A 20,399-nucleotide genomic window follows, 5' to 3' on the forward strand; every position below is an offset into this window, starting at 1 on the left:
CGCTAACATTATACTCAAAATCAAATCAAATGCATCTCTAAGTTTTTATCCTAATCGAATAGCTTAAAGCCTGAAAATACCTTATATTTGCTTTAAATAATTTCTCATATCCCACTGTATCCAAATACAATTAAGGTGAATTAAAGACTATAAAATTTACTTAAAATGTTTAAAAGAGGCTCCAAACTAAATAGCATAATAACAGGAAGTTGTCCAAAATGCCAAAAAGAAAGTATGTATGAAGACACAAACCCACTTCATTTAAGTAAAGTTCTCAAAATGAATGAACATTGCAGCCACTGCGGATTCAAATACCAGATTGAACCTTCATTTTTTTATGGCGCCATGTATGTGAGCTATGGATTAAACGTTGCGGTTGGAATTGCAGCTTTTATTGTTTCTTTTGTCTTTTTTGGAGCAACAATCGAACAATCTTTTATTACAATCATTTTGACATTAGTTGTGCTGTTTCCTTTTGTACTTCGGCTTTCAAGAAACCTATATATTAACATGTTTGTTTCGTACGATCCTAAGGCCGGTCAGGAGTAAGAGATTTTAAATATCTTTTATGAAAGCGTTTTATATCAGCTTCGCGGTCTATTGGAGTGCCGTTTTCAATACTATCATATAACATTTTGGCTAAAGCCGGTCCAAGCATTACACCACGTGTTCCTAATCCGTTAAGAAGATGAATAGATTTGTATGCCTCATGTGTCCCAACCAAAGGTCTTCTATCAGCAACTGTCGGTCTCACTCCAGCAAAATGCTTAACTATTTCAAAATCGCAGGTAATAATTTCTTTAATTCGATCTAAAAGTTCTTGTTTTCCTTCTTCGGTAGGAAGATCTGTTTTATCATGCCAATTGTAGGTAGCTCCAACTTTAAACAAATTGCCTCCCACTGGTAAAATAAAAACACTGGTATTTACAATTAAATCCAATTTCAAATCTGGCGCTTTTATTAAAAACAGTTCACCTTTTGTTCCATCCAAAGGCAGATAATTAAAATAAGGGTTTTTATGCAAACCAAAACCTTCTGCAAATACTATATTGCGTGCTTTAATATTTTTATACTGAATACCTAAATCAAGAATCTCCAAAAAAGAACTATGAAAAGATTCTTCGAGAAGCAAATTATTATCCTTTAAATAGGCTTTATAACTTTCTAGCAACTGCCCAGTTTTAACATAGCCTGTATGTAACACTTCTCCATAATCGTAAGGAGAATCAATACCTTGATATTTCTTTGTAATTAGTTTCGTGGATAAAAAAGGAGATAAGTTTATTTTATCAGAAGCTGTAAACCAATTATTCTGTTCCTCTATTGAAAAAAACTTTCGCAAAATTGGCATTTTAAAATTGAATTTCTCTTGCAGCTTGTCTTCAACTTGTTCATAAAACTCATTCATTAAAACGAGATGTTCTTTAGCATTCCAAACTTCACTAAAGCGTTTCAGAATAACTGGATTATACAAGCCTCCAGCAATTCTCGAAGAATTCTGAGATTTGTCATCAACAACTAAAATAGATTTATTGTTTTTAAGGGCAACTTCCGCAAAAGAAATTCCAGCCAATCCAGATCCGACGATTAAATAATCAAGCATTATGAAATATATAAATAAAATAAAAAAACTCTTACTACAAAGGTAGCAAGAGTTTTTATTATTATTAATTTATAAAGTTAGTAATTCCACATATCTTCTTCAAAATTACGAATCTTCTCTTTTACTCTCTCAGATTCTAACAATTGGCTTTGTGCATTATCTTTAATATAATCTTTAATCTCACGATCGCCATAAACATTTTCTTCTTTATATATTACAGAATTAAAATGTCTAGAGTTCAAAATCTGATCAAATGAAATAGGTAGAGCTGAGTTCTTATCGTTAAAAGCTTTTCCTTCATGCAACACTTCCCGCGCATTAGGGAAGAAAACCCAAAACAGCTCAATATAATCTTTTTCGTCGCTATTCATGGTATATACATCGGGAGTTACTGGGCAAATCCCAAGCAGACGATATTTTAACTCACTTTGTCTTTTATCAAAATACCAAAATCCCTTAATTTTATACTGGCTAACATCAGCAGCTGTAAGATCTTGCCTCAATATATATTCAGCAGGAACTGTTCTTGTGGGTCCAACTGTTTGATCAACATACGTAACTTTTTTATTTTTTCCTGTACCTGTAACTACTTTCTTTTTAACAACGCGTGTTCGATAGTCATCAGGATATTGATTTATAAGTTCTCGACCAGCATCTGTAGTATCAACGCGCGATAACCCTCCTTGAATATCTTTTAAACTCTTTTTTGTATTAAAGTAACTGTCGGCGTAAACTTCTGTTATTTTGCCATTTCTGATTGCTTTAGTTAGAATATCGTAAAGCGAACGTCTATCTGATCCAATATTAGCCGTATCAACGGGGAAATATAATGGAAAATTGATTTTTTCATTTAAATCAATTATTTCCCAAACCATTTTTCCCATCAAAACATCCCGATCATCAACATAACCGTACGCTAAAGGTTTATCATTATCCGAAATCATTTGGGCTGGCGTCTTAATCCCTATCTGATCTGCAGTTTTGGCATTAAGTAAATTAGACTGAGCATTAGAAGATAAGCTTCCCAGAACAGCAACAATAACAATTAATAAATTTCTTACTTTCATCATGATAAATTTTACAGAACATTAAACGAAATTTTATTACAAATATTGTTATTTTTCTTACATAATCAAAAAGAAATCAAAATATTAATCTATATCATACTGTTTTTAACTTTTTGACATAAAAAAAACTCTTACTACAAAGGTAGTAAGAGTTTTTTAATTATTGTGCTATGTATCAACTTAGTAGTTCCACATATCTTGTTCGAAATTGCGAATTTTCTCTTTCACTCTTTCAGATTCTAACAACTGATTTTGTGCGTTGTCTTTCATGTAATCGCTAATTGCTCTGTCTCCGTAAAGGTTTTCTTCTTTGTAAACAACAGCATTAAAGCGTCTTGAATTCAAAATCTGATCAAATGAGATTGGAAGAGCTGAGTTGTTGTCATTGAACGCTTTTGCTTCATGCAGTGCTTCTCTGGCATTTGGGAAGAATACCCAAAACAATTCAATATAATCCTTTTCATCACTATTCATTGTATAAACATCTGGAGTTACTGGGCAAATTCCTAGTAAACGATATTTCAACTCACTTTGACGTTTATCAAAATACCAGTATCCTTTAATTTTATACTGAGTAACATCTGCAGCAGTTAGATCTTGTTTCAAGATATATTCAGCAGGAACCGTTCTTGTTGGCCCAACTGTTTCTTCTACATAAGAAACTGATTTGTTTTTACCTTTACCAGAAACTACTTTTTTCTTCACAACACGTGATTTGTAGTCATCAGGGTATTGATTAATTAACTCTCTACCTGCATCTGTTGTATCAATACGAGATAATGATCCTTCGATGTCTTTCATAGATTTTTTAGTGTTGAAATAACTATCAGTATAAACTTCAGTAATTTTTCCACCTTTAATAGCTTTAGTTAAAACGTCATAAAGAGAACGTCTGTTAGGACCAATGTTAGCTGTATCTACCGGAAAATACATTGGAAAGTTGATTTTTTCATTTAAATCAATGATTTCCCATGTTGTTTTTCCCATCAGGATATCTCTATCATCTACATAACCATAAGCCAAAGGCTTGTCATTATCAGAGATTAATTGAGCAGGAGTTTTAAGTCCAATCTGAGCAGGAGTTTTAGCATTAAGCAAGTTAGATTGCGCATGAGAAGCAAAACCTCCAGCAATAGAAACAATAGCTATTAAAAAATTTCTTACTTTCATCGTGGTATCGTTATAAGATATTGAATGTAGTCTGCACTACTTTATTATTGTATTTCGTAAATTACCGGAGCAGTTCTTGGCAATAAATAACTACCAGCTCCAACAAGTTTAGTTTTAATTTCAGAAATAGTAACTTGGTCTCCTTTACCTGCTCTTGAAAGTACTTGTTTACATTGTGCATTCATTTTGTTTCCTGTAACAACAACTGTAGGCTGTCCAGCAATTTTCATATTGAATCCAACAACATCTAAACCAACTTCAAAATCAAAATCAAGAAGTTTAGCTCCAATAGTAGCAATCTCTAAGTTAGATTTAGGACCTTTAACAACTCCCATCTCACCTCTAATTGTTCCTGTTGGACCAGGAATACCTTTAATTCTGAATGTTTTCTTATCTGTTACTTTGTCACCGTTTGGTAAAGTACCTGTTACAGAAATTGTAGTTTCAGTACCTTGACCTGGGCTCATATTATATTTTCCTGGTTTTCCAGCTGAAGCTAAACCTGGAGCACTAGCAACAATTTTGTTTGCATCAACACCCGCGAAAGATACAGAGATTGGGTTAACAACTCCTCTATACACTACGTTCATTTTGTCTGCAGAAATTGTAGCTGCGTTTGGTCTTGGAACTACAACATATTTTCCAGAGAATTTTAAAGGAATATTTTTTCCATCCTCTAAGAAAGTAAATTGTCCGTTAATATCTTGCTCTCCAACTCCACCGGCAGTTAAAGAGATAACAGCCTGTCCATTAACAATTTGCCCTGGACCTTGGAAAGAAGTTGGTGTCGTATTTTCGTCATAACGACCTAAAACAACTTTACCAGTAACTTTTTCACCTTGGAAATAAGCATTTTTATCTAGAACAACAATCGCTTGGTAGTTGCTGTAAGAAGCAGCTGCAACTGCAGCTTTACCTAAAGCACTGTTGTAAACGTCAGTTTCAACTTTTTTAACATCATTTTGCCAAGCTGAAAGTTTAGCAGCAGATGCGATAGCAGGGAATCCTTTAAAGTGGTACGCTAAGTATTTTTCTTTAATTCCTTCTTTGTTTTTAACATCAGAAACATCAAACTTCTTTTCAACTTCCGCGATAATTGCAGCGTATTTTTTGTCTGTTCCTAAAGCAGCTTTGATATCAGCTTTATATTTTTCGATTTTAGAAATAATTTCGTTACCTTTTTTAGTGTAACCGTCTCCTGTAAACCAGTCGTCAATATTATCTCCTCTATCCATAGACTCATAAGGCATTTTTCCAGTTGCTTTATCAACTTCAAAACCTTTAACAGCCTGAGCTTTTAGAGTACCTATATAATCATAAAATTCTTTTGTAATTGTTTCAACTTTGTGAGCTGTTACTGCAGCAATAGCGAATTCTCCTTTTGCTTCAGCAGCTTTTTGATCTAAAGATGTTAATAAACCTGCATTTGTTTCTGTTGAAGTAGTGTTTGCACCTTCAAACTTCTCATTCATCAAACCAAAAGCAGAAATAACTTCTTTTGATACGTTCATTGCTAACATCGCGATGAAAACCAGATACATCAGGTTAATCATCTTCTGTCTAGGGGTTAATTTTCCTCCTGCCATTTTTTTCTAATTAGTTCTTTATTAATAAATTTAATATTAGTTAAAAACTAATTATCCTTTGTTACTCATTGCAGAAAGCATACCACCGTAAACACTGTTTAAAGAAGCAATGTTAGCAGTCATAGATGCCATTTGCTCTTTCAATTTAGAAGCGTTTTCAGCAATTTCTTTGTTAGCCTCAGCGTTTCTAGAAGCGCTTTCTAACTGTACTTTATATAAACTGTTTAATGATTCCATTTGAGCTGCAGCAACAGATAATTCTTCAGAATATTTCTTTTGTCCTGCAATTGAATCTACAGTTGGAGCAATTCCTTTAGCAGCAGATTCGAAGTTTTTGATACTGTTTCCTAAACTTGACATTAATTCACCGTCAATTTTAGCTTCTTTTAATAATGAATCTAATTTTTGAGATAATAATCCTTGAGCATCAGTTGGAGTTTCAGCTTTAGCTTTTTTCTCTCTAGCTTGTCCGTTAGCTAATTCTGGGTAAACTAGAGTCCAATCTAGTTCTTCTTCAACTGGTTCGAAAGCAGAAAGCGCGAAAATTAAAGCCTCAGTAACTAATCCTACTGAAAGCATAACTGTACCTGTTAAAGGTCCAATCTCAAAGTGAGTAATTTTGAATAACGCTCCAACGATTACCACTGCCGCTCCCATACCATAAGCGAAATTCATTGCTTTTTTACTTAATAATGCCATAATACTTTTTTTTTAGGTTTAAAATAGATTTGTTGGATATTGATAAAATTATAAAATTACTTTTTTCTGTTTCCTGTAACTTGAGTACCCATGTAATCTTGTACAGTTCTGAATCCGATATAACTTCTAGCAGAATCAGCATATTCGTGGTCACGAGTACTTACCTGTAGGAAATAAGCAACGTCTTTCCAAGAACCACCGCGAACTACTTTTCTTTGGTTTTTACCATCAATTACGTTTGGATTCATTGTTGACACATATTCGTAAGCGTTTGGATTATAAGCTGAATCTGTCCACTCAGAAACATTTCCTGCCATGTTGTATAATCCGTATCCATTTACATCGTATGATTTAGCTTCAACAGTGTAAAGCGCTTCGTCTGCAGCATAATCTCCTCTACTTGGTTTGAAGTTTGCTAAGAAACAACCTCTATCACTCTTAGTATAAGGACCTCCCCATGGGTAAGTTGCAGACTCCAGACCTCCTCTAGCGGCATATTCCCATTCTGCCTCAGTAGGTAATCTGAAAGCATTTACTAAGTCACGTCCTTTTTTCTTAGATTTAATGTAGCTGTTTTTGTTTAAAGTTCTCCAAGCACAAAATGCTTTAGCTTGTTTCCAAGTAACACCCACTACTGGATAATCTCCATAAGCTTTGTGCCAGAAATAATCGTTATGCATTGGCTCATTATATGAGTAAGCGAAATCTTTAATCCAAACAGCAGTATCAGGATAAACATTTACTTGTTCAGTTTTTACGAAGTCACTTCTTTTTCCAACTTTTGCTTTTGCTGCAGCTTGAATATCCATCCAAGAATAACGGAATTTCAATTTATTTACATCAATTGTTCTTAAACCGTTGTATGATTCTTCAATTGGCAAATACATAGAATCCATTACTTCAGCGTAATACTCATCTGGATAAGCTTTTGTATCTTTAATTAATTTTACTTTTCTGTTCAATTTTCTTCCAGCATATGGATCATCTTTTGTACCAACACTATAGTAGTTGTCATACATATATTTATCGTAAGCTGTCATTTTTTCTGGATCAGAATCATTAAAAGCGTAATCAGCAATACTTCCGCCTTTTTTACCTTTTCCATCAGTAGCTTTTTGCCCAGTTTCGTCTGCTAAGATTGCTAAACGAACTCTCATTGTAGAGTCTTTAACCCACTCCACAAATTGACGATACTCACTATTTGTAATCTCAGTTTCATCCATATAAAATGAACGAACAGTTACAGTTTTAGTTGGAGCATCTTCTACGTTAGCTAAATCAGCGTCTGATTTACCCATAATAAAAGATCCACCCGGAACTAATGTCATTCCATAAGGCTTCTCGGGATGCCATTTCCCTCCTGTAACACCGACTAATTCACCTTTGTCACCAGACTTACCACAGCCGATTACTAGTGTTAACATTGCTGCAAATGCAATAAACTTCTTCATATAAATTTGGGATTATCTATTCATTATTAAAAGTCCGTAAACGTATTTATTATTTATCTAAAAAACAATACTACTTGCGAATTTATTTTATCGTTCAAAAATAATGTTAAATAAAATAAAAAAAAAATATTTTATCGACAAACTGTAGTAAAAAATCGATGTAAAACGTTAATTTTTATACTATATAAATATTTTCTTACTAATTTATTTTAACCTTTTTAAACAGTTTTTAAAAACCTAAGAATTCACTTAATTTTTTGATCTATAAAGCATTTTTTCGTTGCGCCTTCCACCATCTTTCTGGCAATTCTTGATTGCAAGCTGACAAATATTCGTCGTAAGAACATGGTAATAACGTATTTCTTTTCAATTTATTGCTACCGTTTGATTCAAATGGAATTTCTATCCACCAGCGGTCAGTTTTATCACTTTTATAGAATATCAATTCTTCATCATCCAGCGGAACTATATATTTTAAATAGTTAGCTCTGCTTCCAAATGGATACTCTTTAGAGCGATAATGATAGCCTTCGATAAAATACCAAACAATCTGAGCAATAATAGCAGATTCAGCCAGTGTACTGTTATGATTGAAAACTCCAAAAGAAGAAACTTTATCGCTTATACCTGCATATCTAGCCAAAGCACAAATTTCTTTTCCGTTAAATCCGTTTGGTTCAAAAGTAACCATATTTGCTGAAGCAGAAGATTTTACAGAATTCAAATCGATACTAACCAAGTCCGCATCTCTAAAAACTGGCTCTGCTAAGCTAATTTTATTTGAGATTTCACCCAAACGATAAGCATCAAAAAACAGTTTTTCAATCAAGTCGATTTCTTCTTGTGAATTATAATAAGTCTGATATCCTATATTACAGTAATTGAAAAGGTTATTTGGTTCATCAATAATAATTTTTGTCAGATATGAATTAGCAGAAACTGACTCATTTTCCTTACCAAAATCAAATTTATTATCAACTGCAACCAAATTCACCATCTGCTCTAAATCATCATAAGCACGATACAAAGCATAGGTCAAATCCTGAGAACCTCCTAGAACTATAGGAATGACTTTATTCTTAATTAATGTAGCTGTAACCCTCTTTAACGCATAATAAGTATCCTCTACAGAATCACCTGCAAGTATATCTCCCAAATCTGCAATCGAAGCATCCCAGTTGCCTGGAAACATACTATATAACTTTTTACGCACAGCAGAAAGATTAACTTCGTTAATCATATTGATATTTGTACGGTCTTCTAAAACACCAATTATAGCAACATTAATCTGTGCAATATCAGGAAACTGATCTTTGGTATGAAAGACAACTTTGCTTCCAAGCTCTTGTGAAGACAGTGCGCCGACGAATTTTACAATTGCGTCATTAACTGGTTCTAGAAAATCAAATTCCATTTATCTTTATTTCTTTTTAGCAGCTGTTTTTTTAGCTGGAGCTTTTTTAGCCGTTGTTGTTTTAGATGCAGTTTTCTTTGCAGTTGTTTTTTTCGCCGGAGCTTTAGCAGCAATCATTTCTTGAACTTGAGCCAATGTTAATTTTGTTGCATCAACATCCTTACTTAATTCAATTTTGATTTTTCCCTTTAGAATCACAGAACGTCCCCAACGGGCTTTCTCTACTACGATTCCTTCTTCTTCCCAATTATGAAGAACTTTATCAATGTTTTTTTGAAGTTTGTCTTCAATCAACTCTTCAACATCAGCTTGAGAAAGATTATCAAAATTGTATTTCTTACTTACGTTCACAAAAAGTCCGTTCCATTTAATGAAAGGCCCAAAACGTCCCACTCCTTTTTGAACAGCTTCTCCTTTATAAACTGCAATTGGCGCATCAGCGAGTGCTTTTTCGTCAATTAATTCTTGAGCTCTTTCTTTAGAAACGTTAAGCGGATCTTCTCCTCTCGGTAATGAGATAAAAACGCTTCCGTGACGAACATAAGGCCCGTAACGTCCATTATTTACTTCAACCTCTTCTCCTTTATATTCTCCTAAACTTTTCGGAAGCAAGAACAAATTCAAAGCTTCTTCAAGAGTTATATTTCCAATATTTTGATCAGCCATTAAGCTGGCAAACTTTTTATCTTCATCGTCTGCTTCCCCAATTTGAGCCATTGGTCCAAATTTTCCTAAACGAACAGAAACTTGTCTTCCGTCAGCATCTTTACCTAAAATCCTTTCACCGCTTTCACGTTCTGCATTTGCCTCAACTTCTTTTACATTTGGATGAAACTGATTGTAGAAATCTTGCATCATTTTTGCCCAGTCAATATTTCCTTCGGCAATTTCGTCGAAATCCTGCTCTACTTTTGCAGTGAAATTATAATCTAGAATGTTTCCGAAATTCTTTACCAAGAAATCAGTAACAATAGTTCCGATATCTGTTGGAACCAATTTTCCTTTATCAGAACCGGTATTTTCTTTTAGAACCTTCTCTCCTACTTTACTATTTTGTAAAGTAAGCTGTGTATAATTACGCTCTACACCTTCAAGCGTTCCTTTTTCAACATAATTTCTATTAATAATTGTAGAAATTGTTGGTGCATAAGTTGACGGACGTCCAATTCCAAGTTCCTCTAATTTTTTAACCAGAGATGCCTCAGTGTAACGTGCAGGCGGTCTTGAATATCGTTCTGTAGCTGTAATATAATTATTAGTCAGTTTCTCGTTTACTTTTAAAGCTGGAAGCATTCCTTCTTGCTCTTCTTCGTCATCATCGTGACCTTCTAAGTACACTTTTAAGAAACCTTCAAAAAGTAATACTTCTCCAGAAGCTGTGAAAATCTCGCTGTGATTATCTGCTTCAATTTTTACATTTGTTCTTTCAAGCTGTGCATCGCTCATTTGCGAAGCAAGAGTTCTTTTCCAGATCAAATCGTACAAACGAGCTTGGTCACGGTCAATGTTTACGGTATGGCGAGACATGTCTGTCGGACGAATTGCTTCGTGTGCTTCTTGAGCTCCTTTGTTTTTATTAGCAAAAACTCTCGGTTTAGAGAATTCTTTTCCGTAAGATTTGATGATTTCTGCTTGCGCTGCGTCCATTGCCTCTTTAGAAAGATTCACAGAGTCGGTTCTCATATAAGTAATAAGTCCCGCTTCGTAAAGACGTTGTGCTAACTGCATAGTGATTCCAACTGGCAAGTATAATTTTCTTGCTGCCTCTTGTTGCAACGTAGAAGTTGTAAAAGGTGCTGTTGGAGATTTTTTGGTAGGTTTAGTTTCTAAATCTGCTACCTTATATTTAGAACCGATATTTTGATTTAAGAAATCTTCGGCTTCTTTTTTAGTATTAAAGTTTTTTGGAAGTTTTGCCTTGAAAGCTTTTCCTGCTTCGTTTACAAATTCTGCTACAATCGAATAGGTTGCAACTGCACTAAAACTTTGTATTTCGCGTTCTCTCTCTACAATCAAACGTACAGAAACCGACTGTACACGACCTGCTGAAAGTCCGCCTTTGATTTTTCTCCATAAAACCGGTGATAATTCGTAACCCACTAAACGATCTAGAACACGACGTGCTTGCTGTGCGTTTACTAAATTATAATCAATTTCTCTAGGATTGTCAATTGCTTTAAGAATCGCAGATTTTGTAATCTCGTGAAAAACAATTCGTTTGGTTTTTTTTGTATCCAGTTTTAATTCTTCCGCCAAGTGCCATGAAATAGCCTCTCCCTCGCGGTCCTCATCGGATGCTAACCAAACCGTTTCGGCATTCTTAGAAAGTGATTTTAGTTTCGTTACCAAGGCTTTTTTATCCGGAGAAACTTCATATTTAGGTTTAAAACCATTTTCTACATCTACTCCTATTTCCTTTGATGGTAAGTCCGCTATGTGACCATAACTTGACTCCACCTGAAAATCACTCCCGAGGAATTTCTCGATTGTTTTCGCCTTTGCAGGTGACTCCACTATTACTAAATTCTTTGCCATTGCTCTATTTTTCTGCAACAAAAGTATTTATTTTTTTTAAATATTAACCTTACGAATGCATTTTTGAGGTATTTTGATATTATGAAACTTAAAATTGCAGATTTATCTGTAATAATCTCGATAATATATATAGGTATAACTTTTAGTGATTTCTTACCGAGAAATGTGCTTTTTGAAACCATAATTCCTAGCCCAGATTGAAACGGATTGCCCGGAGTAAAAAAAGCAAAAGTTTCTTGTTGTAAAAAAGCGACCGACGGAAGCTCTTTTTATAACATTAGAAACTTTGCTTTTTTTATGAGGACAAGAAGTGGAAAGCTGGAAATAGCTCCTAAAAATTGTAAAATGTGAAATGTAGGCGGTAAAATGCTTAGAATAAAATGCTGGAATTTACTATTTACCAAAACATTGTTAATTCTTTATCTGCCATCTTGTCATATTCGTTTCAATTACGCTATCTTTGCACTTTGAATTTTTACAATGGAAAAGATTATTGAAGAAAGCAAACAAGGCGAAAGTCTTGTTTTGGAAAATAAACCTGAGAATACTAAAAAACTATTTATAGAAAGTTACGGTTGTGCGATGAATTTTTCGGACAGTGAAGTCGTGGCTTCCATTTTGTCTGACGGAGGATATAACACAACTTCAGTTCTTGAAGAAGCCGATTTGGTTTTGGTGAACACTTGCTCAATTAGAGATAAAGCTGAACAAACTATTCGCAAACGTCTAGAAAAATACAACGCTGTAAAACGTACGAATCCGAAAATGAAAGTGGGCGTTTTAGGCTGTATGGCCGAACGTTTGAAAAGCCAATTTTTGGAAGAAGAAAAAATAGTCGATCTTGTTGTTGGTCCTGATGCTTATAAAGATCTTCCCAATTTATTGGCTGAAGTTGAAGAAGGCCGTGACGCTATTAACGTAATTTTATCAAAAGAGGAAACATACGGAGATATTTCGCCTGTTCGTTTAATGAGCAACGGAATCACAGCTTTGGTTTCTATCACTCGTGGCTGCGATAATATGTGTACATTCTGTGTTGTTCCTTTTACACGCGGTCGCGAACGTAGCCGTGAGCCGCAAAGTATTATGGCCGAAATTCAGGATTTATGGAGTAAAGGCTATAAAGAAGTTACGCTTTTAGGACAAAACGTTGACAGTTATCTTTGGTACGGCGGCGGATTGAAAAAAGATTTTGTAAATGCTTCTGAAATGCAAAAAGCAACTGCGGTCGATTTTGATCAATTGTTAGAAATGGTTGCTGTTGGTTTTCCTAAAATGCGTATTCGTTTTTCGACTTCAAATCCGCAGGATATGCACGAAAGCATTTTGCATGTTATTGCGAAATATCCTAATATCTGTAAACATATTCACTTGCCAGTTCAATCTGGAAGTAATAGAATTTTAAAAGAAATGAATCGTTTGCACTCTCGCGAAGAATATATGGCTTTAATTGACAAAATTAGAGCGATTGTTCCAGATGCTTCAATTTCGCAAGATATGATTGCTGGTTTCCCAACTGAAACTGAAGAAGATCATCAAGATACCATGAGTTTAATGGAATACGTAAAATATAATTTCGGCTATATGTATTCGTATTCTGAACGCCCTGGAACTTTGGCAGGAAGAAAAATGAAAGATGATGTGGAGGAAGAAACCAAAGCTAGAAGATTACAAGAAATTGTCGATTTACAACAAAAACATGCTTGGTTTAGAAGCGAAGAATTTGTCGGAAAAACGGTTGAAGTTTTAGTCGAGAAAGTTTCTAAGAAATCTAAAGACGAGTTCTCAGGAAGAAACTCTCAAAGCATAACGGTTGTTTTCCCTAAAGAGAATTACAAAATTGGCGATTTCGTAAACGTAAAAATCACAAGTTGTACGAGTGGAACTTTGAAAGGTGAAGCTGTTGGACTTAGTAGCATGAATTAATTTTTTTTTGCCACAGATTAAAAGGATTAAAATGATTTTTTTTGAATTATTTTTCTTACTTTATTTATTTTAGATTTGTGGTAAAATAAAATATTGATGCAACATTATAAAGAAAAAGAAACTTACAAGATTATTGGGATTTGCATGGAAGTGCACCGAAATCTAGGTCCAGGTTTATTAGAAGTGATTTACAAAGATGCTTTAGAAGTAGAATTTAAAGAAAATAATATTCCTTTTGAAAGAGAAAAGGAATATTCAATTGAATACAAAGGAAAAGTCTTAGCTCATAAATTTTATGCTGATTTTGTAATTAATGAAGACGTAATTTTAGAAGTAAAAGCAATTAAAGAATTTTCAAGTGAACATATCGCCCAGATTTTAAATTACATAAAGCTATCAGATTCATGAAGTAGGCTTGCTTGTAAATTTTCAAACAAAATCTCTTCAATATAAAAGATATATTTTATAATTTAGGAAATCTGTGTTAATCACTTTAATCTGTGGCAAAAGAAAAAATATAAGCCAAAGTGTAAAAACTTGAAACAAAAAGCAAATGGAAACAGTTCAAGCAATAAAACAGCGATTTGAGATTATTGGTAATGATCCTAAATTAAATCGCGCTATCGAAAAAGCCATTCAGGTTGCTCCAACTGATATTTCGGTTATGGTAACTGGGGAAAGTGGTGTTGGTAAAGAAAATATTCCTAGAATTATACATTCGCTTTCGCACAGAAAGCATGGTAAATATATTGCCGTAAACTGCGGTGCAATTCCAGAAGGAACAATCGACAGTGAACTTTTTGGTCACGAAAAAGGAGCTTTTACCGGTGCTACAAGTACTCGTGAAGGTTATTTTGAAGTTGCAGATGGCGGAACAATCTTTTTGGATGAAGTTGGTGAATTACCACTAACTACTCAGGTAAGATTACTTCGTGTTTTAGAAAATGGCGAATTCATAAAAGTAGGTTCTTCTCAGGTTCAGAAAACTAATGTGAGAATTGTTGCAGCAACAAACGTGAATTTATTCAATGCAATTGAAAAAGGTAAATTCCGTGAGGATTTGTACTATCGTTTAAGTACGGTTGAAATTACATTACCGCCTTTGCGCGAAAGAAACGACGACATTCATTTGTTATTCAGAAAGTTTGTAGCCGATTTTGCTCATAAATATAAAATGCCTCCTTTAAGATTGGATGATGACGCTGTTCAGCTTTTGCAGAAATTCAGATGGAGCGGAAACATTCGTCAGCTTCGAAATGTGGCCGAGCAGATTTCTGTTTTAGAAACTAATCGCGATATCAGTCTTGCTACTTTACAATCTTATTTGCCTACAGAAGGAAGCAATTTGCCTTCTGTTATTAGCGACAGCAAAAAAGAAAGTGACTTCAGTACCGAAAGAGACATCTTATACAAAGTGCTTTTTGATATGAGAAGTGATCTGAACGATTTGAAAAAACTGACTTTAGAATTGATGAAAAATGGCACTTCCAAAGTACAGGATATTAATCCAAATCTAATTCAGAAAATATACGGGAATCAGCAGAATGACAGCGAAATTGATTTTGAAGAAGAACCAAGAACAGCTGTTATGACAACACCTGCTGTTCGCGAAGACAATTATCAAATGCAAGACGATAATTATTTGTTTGCTGAAACCATCGAAGAAGAAGAAATTTTACGTTTGGAACAAAAAGAAATCGAAATGATCAAAAAATCATTAGAAAAAAATAAAGGAAAACGTAAAGCTGCAGCAGATGAACTGGGTATTTCTGAAAGAACTTTATATCGTAAAATCAAGCAATTCGACCTATAATAAATTTCAATACTGAAATTCCAAACACCAAATTACTATATTTGGCGAAATTTGAAATTTGAACCCGAGCGATAGGGCGAAGCAATTTCAAAATATTAGAATTTGACTAATACACATTATGAAAAAAATATATTCTCTTTTTGCACTTTTAAGCCTTTTTATGTTAAGTAGCTGTTCGGTTTATAACTTTACAGGAACTGGAAAAATCGATGCTAAAACATTTCAAGTTAACTTCTTTCAGAATAATGCGGATCTAATTGAACCTGGAATCGACAGAACTTTCACCTTGGCTTTGCAGGATTTGATTATGAATCAAACCAATTTAAACTTAGTCAGTAACGGAGGAGATTTGGTTTACGAAGGAGAAATTACAGATTACAGAATCACTCCAATGACTGCAACTGCAGATCAACAGGCAGCACAGAACCGTTTATCGATTCGTGTTAATGTTCGTTTTATGAATAAAAAGAAAGAAACAGATGATTTTGAAAAATCTTTTGAATTCTATTATGATTTTCCTGGAAGAGATTTACCAACAGGATCTGTATTAAGCGAAGCAATCAGAGTTATTTTTGAAAGAATTACGCAGGATATTTTTAATGAGTCATTAGCAAAATGGTAGTTTTGCTGTTTGTTGAATCGTTTAACCGTACAACCGTTTAATCGATAAAAACAAATAAACGATTAACCGATTAAACCCAAAAAAACAAATAATGAACGTTAGCGATTATACCTACTTAATGAACAAACCCGATGCTATTACAGAAAAGCAAGCGGACGCATTAGGCAGTGTTTTGAATGAATTTCCGTATTTTCAAAGTGCACGCGCATTGCGATTAAAAGGACTTTACAATCAAAACAGTTTTAAGTATAATTATGCTTTAAAAGTAACAGCGGCGCATACTGCCGATCGTTCTGTTTTATTTGATTTTATTACCTCAGAGGCTTTTACTTCTATTCAGAATGATTTCTATGAACAAAAATTGAGAGATCTTCTTGAAATTACAGTTTTTGACAGCGAAATTATTTCGCCTGAACAAATTCAGAAAGCTATTGAAATAAAAACAGATATTGAAGAACAGTCTGTTTCAGAAACAATTAAAGAAGCACCTATTTCTTCAATTGAAACTCCTTTGGTTGCAAAAACTGAAGAACCAATTAAAACTCAGGAACCGATAAAAACGGAAGAACCAATAATTGTCGAAGAACCTAAAAAAGTTCCTGAGATTGATCCTTCTATTTTTCTGGCCATAAAAGAAGCACATTCAGTTACTTTCGAAAAGCCAATAATAATAGAAGAACCTAAAAAACTTCCAGAAATAGATCCGTCTATATTTCTCGCTATTAAAGAAGCGCATTCTGTTAGTTTTGAAAAACCAGTAATCGAGGCAGAAAATAAAATTGATTCTATAGATTCTATTTCAAATATTGAAAAAGAAGAAGAAATTTTAGTGGAAGAAACCGAAGAAGAAGAAAAAATAATAACAGAAGAACCTAAAATTGATCGTATAGAAAACTCTATTTTAAGTTCTATTAAAGTTTCTGAAACTCCTTCTGTAACTGAAACTGAATCTATAATTGCAGTTGAAGAACATAAATTTGATCGCATTGAGAATTCTATTTTAAGTTCAATTAAAGAATCAGAAGCTGCAACTGCTGAACAATTTGCAAAAACTGAAGAAATAAAAGCTGAACCTATTATAGAAGAGCCCGTTTTAAATTCGGTTGAAGAAGATGAAGATGATAGTGTCATTGAAGAAATGATTATTCCGGAATTTAAAATGAATTCTGTTGAGCGATCTATTCTTTCGTCGATTAAAGAAGCAGAAATAAAAAAACCTGAAGAACCAAAAGAAGAAATTTTAGAAGTTCTTCAATCTGAAGATAAAGAAGAAGAGCAAATCATAGAAGAAAATGAAGAGCCGATTGAAGAAATAATCGAAGAAGAAGAACCTACTGAACCTGCAAAAACCGCTGCAGAACATCTAGAAATTGGAAAACCTTTGGATTTTTCTCTTAGCGAAAAACATTCCTTCCAAGAATGGCTGCAATTATCTAGAACAGAACCTATTGACCGCTCAAACGAAATTTCTCCAGAAGAACAAGCTAAAATTGAAGCTGCAAAAGAAGAAGAGAGACAAAAGAAGGCTGAAATTATCGATAAATTTATCGAAACCAATCCGAAAATCTCTCCAATTAAACCTGGAACAAGTGCTCCAGCAGTTCAAATTGAGCCCGTTATAGAGGACAATTCGTATTTAATGACCGAGACTTTGGCCAGAGTATATCTGGAACAAAAGAAATATACAAAAGCAATTCAAGCTTATGAAATATTAATTTTGAAATATCCAGAAAAAATTACTTTCTTTGCAGACCGCATATCGGATATAAAGATTTTACAACAAAATAACAATAACAATAATTAAGTAATGAGCACATTTTCAATTTTTTTAGTTTTAATTACAATAGTTTGTTTTCTATTGATCATCGTTATCATGGTACAAAACCCTAAAGGAGGCGGATTGTCTTCTACTATCAGCGGAACGCAGATGTTAGGTGGAGTACAAAAAACAACTGACTTTTTAGATAAAAGTACTTGGACTTTAGCTACTGTTTTAATTGTGCTAATTTTACTTTCTAGCTTAAGCTTCTCTGGATCTTTAAGCGATACTGAATCTAAAATCATTGATAAAACTGAAGCTCCTGTAAATGCACCTGCAGCTCCAGCACAAGGAACTACTCCTGCGCCTGCAACACCTGCACCAGCAAAATAAAAAGTAGCTCGATATACAATCTAATGCCAGCCTGTCAAAGCTGGCATTTTTTTTAAGAAATAATGTCAGTTTTTCTAGCATGGCACAGTTTCTGAAAGTTTATTGAACAGAAAAAAATCGTATAACTTATAATAATATAAAATCATGGCTTTAAACATTAAACCGCTTTCAGACCGCGTACTTATTGAGCCTGTTGCAGCTGAAACTAAAACTGCTTCAGGTATTTTTATTCCAGATACTGCCAAAGAGAAACCACAAAAAGGAACTGTAGTTGCAGTAGGAAACGGAACTAAAGATCACACTATGACTGTAAAAGTTGGTGATACTGTTCTTTACGGAAAATATGCTGGTACTGAATTAAAATTAGAAGGTACTGATTATTTGATTATGCGTGAGGACGATATCCTTGCAATTATCTAAAAAAATATTGTATTAAGTACGAAGTATTAAGAATTAAGAACTTCATTTAACTTGAAACAAATCAAACTTTAAACAAAAAATTAAAATGGCAAAAGATATAAAATTTGATATTGAAGCACGTGACGGTTTAAAACGTGGTGTTGATGCATTAGCAAATGCTGTAAAAGTAACCCTTGGACCAAAAGGTCGTAACGTAATTATCGGAAAATCATTTGGTGGACCAACAGTTACTAAAGATGGTGTTTCTGTTGCAAAAGAAATCGAATTAAAAGACGCATTAGAAAATATGGGTGCGCAAATGGTGAAAGAAGTTGCTTCTAAAACCAATGATTTAGCTGGAGACGGAACTACAACTGCTACAGTTTTAGCTCAAGCAATCGTAAAAGAAGGTCTTAAAAACGTTGCTGCTGGAGCAAATCCAATGGATTTAAAACGTGGTATCGACAAAGCTGTTGAAACTATCGTGGCTGACTTAGCAAAACAAGCTAAAGTGGTTGGAAGCGATTCTGATAAAATTCAGCAAATTGCTTCTATCTCTGCAAACAATGACGAAGTTATTGGTGAATTAATCGCTACAGCTTTCGCTAAAGTTGGAAAAGAAGGTGTGATCACTGTTGAAGAAGCTAAAGGAACTGACACTTTCGTTGACGTTGTTGAAGGAATGCAGTTTGACAGAGGATACCTTTCTCCTTACTTCGTAACAAATCCAGAGAAAATGGAAGTTGAATTAGACTCTCCATACATCTTATTATACGACAAAAAAGTTTCTTCTTTAAAAGAGTTACTTCCAGTTTTAGAGCCGGTTGCTCAATCAGGAAAACCATTATTGATTATTGCTGAAGATGTTGATGGTGAAGCGCTTTCTACATTAGTAGTAAACAAATTAAGAGGTGCTCTTAAAATTGCTGCTGTAAAAGCTCCAGGTTTTGGAGACAGAAGAAAAGCAATGTTAGAAGATATCGCAATCTTAACTGGTGGAACTGTAATTTCTGAAGAAAGAGGTTATACTCTAGAAAACACAACTATCGATATGTTAGGAAACGCAAAAAGAGTTTCTATCGATAAAGACAATACAACTATCGTAAGCGGTGCTGGTGAAGCCGATATCATCAAAAACCGTGTGAACCAAATTAAAGGTCAGATGGAAACTACTACATCTGATTACGATAAAGAAAAATTGCAAGAACGTCTAGCTAAACTAGCTGGTGGTGTTGCTGTTCTTTATGTTGGTGCTGCTTCTGAAGTTGAAATGAAAGAGAAAAAAGACAGAGTTGATGACGCTTTACATGCAACTCGTGCTGCTGTAGAAGAAGGAATCGTTGCTGGTGGTGGTGTAGCTTTATTAAGAGCTAAACTTGCTTTAGCTGACTTAAAAGCTGACAACGCTGACGAAGCAACTGGAATCCAAATCGTTTCTCGTGCTGTTGAAGCTCCATTAAGAACTATCGTTGAAAACGCTGGTCTTGAAGGCTCTGTTGTTGTAGCTAAAGTTTCTGAAGGAAAAGGTGATTTTGGATACAACGCAAAAACTGATGAATATGTAGATATGCTTACTGCTGGAATTATCGATCCTAAGAAAGTAACTCGTGTTGCATTAGAAAATGCTGCATCTGTTTCTGGAATGATCCTTACTACAGAATGTGCATTAATCGATATTAAAGAAGAAAATGCTGGAGGCGGAATGCCAATGGGAGGCGGAATGCCAGGAATGATGTAATCATTCTCTTCTTAAAACTTAAAAGCGCTGGATTTTATCTGGCGCTTTTTTTTGTTTGCCACTAATTGCACTAATTTTCACGAATTAGTTTTTTCAATCTTTTGCGCATATTTTAATTTGCCACAGATTACACAGATTAAAAGGATTTTTATTTTATGTAGATCATAGATATAAAAAATTAAATTAATCTGCTTAAATCTGTAAAATCTGCGTGAAAAATTTTA

At 34.1% G+C, this 20,399-nt stretch carries 17 protein-coding genes; 9 read left to right on the plus strand and 8 right to left on the minus strand.

Going from position 1 to position 20,399, the window contains the following annotated elements; translation table 11 throughout:
* Positions 1-165: 165 nt before the first annotated feature.
* Positions 166-549, plus strand: coding sequence for a DUF983 domain-containing protein (locus ABXT06_RS06575; RefSeq protein ID WP_354590021.1), 384 nt, complete (start codon positions 166-168; stop codon positions 547-549).
* Here ABXT06_RS06575 and ABXT06_RS06580 read toward each other — a convergent pair.
* From ABXT06_RS06580 to topA, 8 genes are all read right to left on the minus strand, one after another.
* On the minus strand, positions 530-1,603 hold the full coding sequence (locus ABXT06_RS06580) for an NAD(P)/FAD-dependent oxidoreductase (protein ID WP_354590022.1): 1,074 nt from the start codon (positions 1,601-1,603) through the stop codon (positions 530-532). The two genes, ABXT06_RS06575 and ABXT06_RS06580, sit on opposite strands and share 20 nt — an antisense overlap.
* A gap of 77 nt (positions 1,604-1,680) precedes the next feature.
* Positions 1,681-2,670: a type IX secretion system ring subunit PorN/GldN gene (porN, locus tag ABXT06_RS06585; protein WP_354590116.1), complete on the minus strand. Its 990-nt coding sequence runs from the start codon at positions 2,668-2,670 to the stop codon at positions 1,681-1,683.
* A 180-nt stretch (positions 2,671-2,850) separates the two neighbouring features.
* Positions 2,851-3,840, minus strand: coding sequence for a type IX secretion system ring subunit PorN/GldN (porN, locus tag ABXT06_RS06590; protein WP_177210776.1), 990 nt, complete (start codon positions 3,838-3,840; stop codon positions 2,851-2,853).
* Positions 3,841-3,884: 44 nt separating this feature from the next.
* Complete coding sequence (gene porM, locus ABXT06_RS06595) at positions 3,885-5,426, minus strand: type IX secretion system motor protein PorM/GldM (RefSeq protein ID WP_281631285.1); 1,542 nt, start codon at positions 5,424-5,426, stop codon at positions 3,885-3,887.
* A gap of 51 nt (positions 5,427-5,477) precedes the next feature.
* Positions 5,478-6,125, minus strand: coding sequence for a type IX secretion system motor protein PorL/GldL (porL, locus tag ABXT06_RS06600; protein WP_354590023.1), 648 nt, complete (start codon positions 6,123-6,125; stop codon positions 5,478-5,480).
* A 56-nt stretch (positions 6,126-6,181) separates the two neighbouring features.
* Complete coding sequence (gene porK / locus ABXT06_RS06605) at positions 6,182-7,576, minus strand: T9SS ring complex lipoprotein PorK/GldK (RefSeq protein WP_008467094.1); 1,395 nt, start codon at positions 7,574-7,576, stop codon at positions 6,182-6,184.
* Positions 7,577-7,838: 262 nt separating this feature from the next.
* Entirely contained in the window at positions 7,839-8,990 is a 1,152-nt protein-coding gene (locus ABXT06_RS06610; RefSeq protein WP_354590024.1) for a formimidoylglutamase, read from the minus strand.
* A gap of 6 nt (positions 8,991-8,996) precedes the next feature.
* The gene (gene topA / locus ABXT06_RS06615; RefSeq protein WP_354590025.1) at positions 8,997-11,525 is read right to left on the minus strand and encodes a type I DNA topoisomerase; all 2,529 of its coding nucleotides are present in this window, start codon (positions 11,523-11,525) and stop codon (positions 8,997-8,999) included.
* A gap of 480 nt (positions 11,526-12,005) precedes the next feature.
* On the opposite strand from topA, the gene miaB reads away from it, so the two are divergent.
* From miaB to groL, 8 genes are all read left to right on the plus strand, one after another.
* Positions 12,006-13,451: a tRNA (N6-isopentenyl adenosine(37)-C2)-methylthiotransferase MiaB gene (gene miaB / locus ABXT06_RS06620; protein WP_354590026.1), complete on the plus strand. Its 1,446-nt coding sequence runs from the start codon at positions 12,006-12,008 to the stop codon at positions 13,449-13,451.
* Between the two features lie 96 nt (positions 13,452-13,547).
* Complete coding sequence (locus ABXT06_RS06625) at positions 13,548-13,859, plus strand: GxxExxY protein (protein WP_354590027.1); 312 nt, start codon at positions 13,548-13,550, stop codon at positions 13,857-13,859.
* 145 nt (positions 13,860-14,004) lie between these two features.
* Positions 14,005-15,264: a sigma-54 interaction domain-containing protein gene (locus ABXT06_RS06630; protein ID WP_354590028.1), complete on the plus strand. Its 1,260-nt coding sequence runs from the start codon at positions 14,005-14,007 to the stop codon at positions 15,262-15,264.
* Between the two features lie 118 nt (positions 15,265-15,382).
* Complete coding sequence (locus tag ABXT06_RS06635) at positions 15,383-15,886, plus strand: LptE family protein (protein ID WP_354590029.1); 504 nt, start codon at positions 15,383-15,385, stop codon at positions 15,884-15,886.
* Positions 15,887-15,977: 91 nt separating this feature from the next.
* A complete protein-coding gene (locus ABXT06_RS06640; RefSeq protein ID WP_354590030.1) occupies positions 15,978-17,690 on the plus strand; it encodes a tetratricopeptide repeat protein in 1,713 nt (570 codons plus the stop codon).
* Positions 17,691-17,693: 3 nt separating this feature from the next.
* Positions 17,694-18,038, plus strand: coding sequence for a preprotein translocase subunit SecG (gene secG / locus ABXT06_RS06645; RefSeq protein ID WP_201998363.1), 345 nt, complete (start codon positions 17,694-17,696; stop codon positions 18,036-18,038).
* A gap of 144 nt (positions 18,039-18,182) precedes the next feature.
* Positions 18,183-18,458, plus strand: coding sequence for a co-chaperone GroES (locus ABXT06_RS06650; RefSeq protein ID WP_008467105.1), 276 nt, complete (start codon positions 18,183-18,185; stop codon positions 18,456-18,458).
* Between the two features lie 85 nt (positions 18,459-18,543).
* Entirely contained in the window at positions 18,544-20,175 is a 1,632-nt protein-coding gene (gene groL, locus ABXT06_RS06655; RefSeq protein WP_354590031.1) for a chaperonin GroEL, read from the plus strand.
* Positions 20,176-20,399: the final 224 nt, after the last annotated feature.

It is taken from the genome of Flavobacterium sp. UW10123, from assembly GCF_040538975.1.
GTDB lineage: Bacteria > Bacteroidota > Bacteroidia > Flavobacteriales > Flavobacteriaceae > Flavobacterium.

Coding starts and splice junctions, on each gene's coding strand:
- secG (WP_201998363.1), top strand. CDS start 17,694: ATGAGCACATTTTCAATTTTTTTAGTTTTAATTACAATAGTTTGTTTT.
- ABXT06_RS06610 (WP_354590024.1), bottom strand. CDS start 8,990: ATGGAATTTGATTTTCTAGAACCAGTTAATGACGCAATTGTAAAATTC.
- porN (WP_177210776.1), bottom strand. CDS start 3,840: ATGAAAGTAAGAAATTTTTTAATAGCTATTGTTTCTATTGCTGGAGGT.
- ABXT06_RS06650 (WP_008467105.1), top strand. CDS start 18,183: ATGGCTTTAAACATTAAACCGCTTTCAGACCGCGTACTTATTGAGCCT.
- groL (WP_354590031.1), top strand. CDS start 18,544: ATGGCAAAAGATATAAAATTTGATATTGAAGCACGTGACGGTTTAAAA.
- ABXT06_RS06625 (WP_354590027.1), top strand. CDS start 13,548: ATGCAACATTATAAAGAAAAAGAAACTTACAAGATTATTGGGATTTGC.
- ABXT06_RS06580 (WP_354590022.1), bottom strand. CDS start 1,603: ATGCTTGATTATTTAATCGTCGGATCTGGATTGGCTGGAATTTCTTTT.
- miaB (WP_354590026.1), top strand. CDS start 12,006: ATGGAAAAGATTATTGAAGAAAGCAAACAAGGCGAAAGTCTTGTTTTG.
- ABXT06_RS06630 (WP_354590028.1), top strand. CDS start 14,005: ATGGAAACAGTTCAAGCAATAAAACAGCGATTTGAGATTATTGGTAAT.
- ABXT06_RS06635 (WP_354590029.1), top strand. CDS start 15,383: ATGAAAAAAATATATTCTCTTTTTGCACTTTTAAGCCTTTTTATGTTA.
- porK (WP_008467094.1), bottom strand. CDS start 7,576: ATGAAGAAGTTTATTGCATTTGCAGCAATGTTAACACTAGTAATCGGC.
- porL (WP_354590023.1), bottom strand. CDS start 6,125: ATGGCATTATTAAGTAAAAAAGCAATGAATTTCGCTTATGGTATGGGA.
- porN (WP_354590116.1), bottom strand. CDS start 2,670: ATGAAAGTAAGAAATTTATTAATTGTTATTGTTGCTGTTCTGGGAAGC.
- ABXT06_RS06575 (WP_354590021.1), top strand. CDS start 166: ATGTTTAAAAGAGGCTCCAAACTAAATAGCATAATAACAGGAAGTTGT.
- porM (WP_281631285.1), bottom strand. CDS start 5,426: ATGGCAGGAGGAAAATTAACCCCTAGACAGAAGATGATTAACCTGATG.
- ABXT06_RS06640 (WP_354590030.1), top strand. CDS start 15,978: ATGAACGTTAGCGATTATACCTACTTAATGAACAAACCCGATGCTATT.
- topA (WP_354590025.1), bottom strand. CDS start 11,525: ATGGCAAAGAATTTAGTAATAGTGGAGTCACCTGCAAAGGCGAAAACA.